The sequence below is a fragment of the Streptomyces sp. SID3212 genome, from assembly GCF_009865405.1.
Lineage (GTDB): Bacteria > Actinomycetota > Actinomycetes > Streptomycetales > Streptomycetaceae > Streptomyces.
Genome location: NZ_WWJY01000539.1, coordinates 1 through 2,940, shown reverse-complemented (window position 1 = coordinate 2,940; position 2,940 = coordinate 1). Strand labels below are relative to the sequence as shown.

2 protein-coding genes and 1 pseudogene are annotated in these 2,940 nt (G+C 73.7%); 2 read left to right on the top strand and 1 reads right to left on the bottom strand.

The window, feature by feature from the left end; all coding sequences use genetic code 11:
• Positions 1-1,024 (top strand): ATP-binding SpoIIE family protein phosphatase (locus GT042_RS15950; protein WP_161309376.1); only part of this gene is annotated, 1,024 nt, incomplete at its 5' end.
• Between the two features lie 118 nt (positions 1,025-1,142).
• Here the strand turns inward: GT042_RS15950 and GT042_RS15945 are convergent.
• The gene (locus tag GT042_RS15945; RefSeq protein ID WP_161309375.1) at positions 1,143-2,573 is read right to left on the bottom strand and encodes a DUF445 domain-containing protein; all 1,431 of its coding nucleotides are present in this window, start codon (positions 2,571-2,573) and stop codon (positions 1,143-1,145) included.
• 177 nt (positions 2,574-2,750) lie between these two features.
• Here GT042_RS15945 and GT042_RS38205 point away from each other — a divergent pair.
• A pseudogene (locus GT042_RS38205) lies at positions 2,751-2,940 on the top strand (SGNH/GDSL hydrolase family protein); the annotation flags it as partial.

Here is a 2,940-nt window from a genome sequence, read left to right as displayed (position 1 = left end):
CGGGGTCGGCGGCGACTGGTTCGACGTGATCCCGCTGTCGGGCACCCGGGTCGCCCTCGTCGTCGGCGACGTCGTCGGCCACGGCCTGCACGCCGCAGCGGCCATGGGCCGGCTGCGCACCGCCGTCCGCACGCTGGCCGATGTCGACCTGCCGCCCGACGAACTCCTCACCCACCTCGACGACCTGGTCATCCGCCTCGCCGACGGCGAGCAGTACAGCGCGGAACTGCACGACCCGGCGGCCGTGGCCGACCTCGGAGCCACCTGCCTGTACGCGGTGTACGACCCCGTCTCCCGCCGCTGCACCCTGGCCACCGCCGGCCACCCGCTGCCCGTCGTCATCACCCCCGACGGGTCGGTGGCACCGGTCACCGGCCACATCGGTCCTCCCCTCGGGATCGGCGGCCTCCCCTTCGAGACCACCGAACTGGAGCTGGAACCCTCCAGCGTGCTCGCCCTCTACACCGACGGCCTGATCGAGTCCCGCGAACACGACATCGACCGGGGCATCGCCGAGCTGTGCCGGGCGCTGGCCCGGCCCGCCGCGACACTGGAGGAGGCGTGCGACATCGTCACCGGCGCCCTGCTCCCCGAGCGCCCGGCCGACGACGTGGCCCTGCTGCTGGCCCGTACCCGCGCCCTGTCGCCCGATCAGGTCGCCACCTGGGACATCCCGGCCGACCCGTCCGAGGTCGAACGGGCCCGGCGGCTGGTCGTCGAACAGCTCGACGCGTGGGGGCTCGCGGAGGCCGCCTTCATCACGGAACTGGTGGCCAGCGAACTCGTCACCAACGCCGTCCGCCACGGCGCGCCCCCCATCCGGCTCCGGATCATCCGCGACCGCACCCTGATCTGCGAGGTCTCCGACGGCAGCAGCACCGCGCCCCACCTGCGCCGCGCCAGGGAGACGGACGAGGGCGGGCGGGGCCTGCTGCTCGTCGCCGGCCTCACCCTGAGCTGGGGCACCCGCCAGACGACCACCGGCAAGACCATCTGGTGCGAGCAGCCGCTGCCCGGCTACTGACAGCCCACCCGGCCACCGGCAGCCCATGGGCCCGGCGGCAGCCCGGCTACCGACAGCCCATGGACCCAGGCGCTGCCCGGCTACCGACAGCCCATGAACCCCACGGGCCCGACCACCCTCATGCCCCCAGCGCGTGCGACACCGTATAGATCACCAGACCCGCCAGCGCCCCCACCACCGTCCCGTTGATCCGGATGAACTGAAGGTCACGCCCGATGTTCGCCTCGATCTTGCGGGACGTGTCGTTCGCGTCCCAGCTCTTCACCGTGTCCGAGATCAGCGACGTGATCTCCCCCCGGTACGTCGACACGACATACCCCGCCGCGTCCTCCACCCAGCCCTCCACCTTCCGCTGGAGCCGCCCGTCCGTCGCCAGCCGCGCGCCCAGGGACAGCAGCGAGGCCCGCGCCCGCAGGCGCAGTTCGCTGTGGTCGTCGCTCGCCGCCGAGATGATCATTCCGCGTACGGAGGACCACGCCGACGCGATGATGTCCTGCACCTCCGGCCGGGCCAGCAGCTCCGACTTCAGGCGCTCGACCCGCGCCCGCGTGTCCGTGTCCGACTGGAGGTCCACCGCGAAGTCCCGCAGGAAGCGGTCGATCGCGCCCCGCGCCGGGTGCCCCGGCATGTCCCGCATCTCCGTGACGAACCGCAGCAGCTCCCGGTACACGCGGTCGCCGATCTTGCGGTCCACGAACCGCGGCGTCCAGCCCGGCGCCCCGCCCTGCACCGCGTCCATGACCGAGTCGCCGTGCTCCACCAGCCAGTCGTGCGCCCGCGTGCAGATCAGGTCCACGGCCCGGTGGTGCGCCCCGTCCGAAACGATCCGGTCGAGCATCTTGCCGAGCCCCGGAGCGATCTCCGCCGCGTCCGCGCGCCGCGTGATCGCCTCGCCGACCACCGCCTGCACGTCCGAGTCCCGCAGCACGGTCAGCGCGCCCCGCAGCGCCGTGGACAGCTCGGCCGTCACCCGGTCCGCGTGGGCGGGTTCGGCGAGCCACGAACCGAGCCGCCCGCCGATGCCGAGGGCCCGCAGCCGGGCCCGTACGACATCCGCGGACAGGAAGTTCTCCCCGACGAACGCGCCGAGGGACGTGCCCAGCTGGTCCTTCTTGTTCGGGATGATCGCGGTGTGCGGGATGGGCAGGCCCAGCGGGCGCCGGAACAGCGCCGTCACCGCGAACCAGTCCGCCAGCGCGCCCACCATCCCCGCCTCGGCCGCCGCCGCGACATAGCCCGGCCAGCCGTCGACGCCCGAGTTCTTCGCCCAGGTGGCGAGCACGTAGATCACCGCGACGAGCAGCAGCAGCCCGCTCGCGGTGGTCTTCATCCGGCGGACGCCCCGGCGCTTCTCCTCGTCCGCGGCCGTGTACGAGAAGGCGGGCAGCCCGCCGACGGGCAGCCCCCCGGAGCGGCCGGCACCCGTGCCGGGAGGACGGCCCGCACCCGCGCCGGAGGAACCGCCGCCGTCGGGAGGACCGCCGTCGTCGGGAGCGCCGCCGGCGTCCGTGCCCGGTCCGGCCGCGCTCCCCTTGTTGGTACGTTCCATCCGCTCCACCCGTCCGCGTACGTGTCGTGCCCCAGCTCGTGCACAATTCCACCCGTACGCATTGTCCCTGCCTGTGGTACTCCCGGGGCGCACATCGAGTTCCCGGAGACGCGCCCCGTACGCACGGGACCCCTGGGGCGACCGGCACGACGACCGACACGAGGAGAGAGCGGGGCCATGACACGACCTCGTGGATTCGCCCTGCTCGGGGCCCTCACAGGGGTGGTGGCGCTGGTCTGCGCCGCCATCGTCTCGGGCTTCGGGTTCGGCTACGGGTACGGCTCCGGCGGCGCCCGCCCCGGCGCCTCCCAGGGCCGTACGTCCTTCGGAACCGCGGCGCCCGCCTCCGCCGGTGCCTGGACGGGCA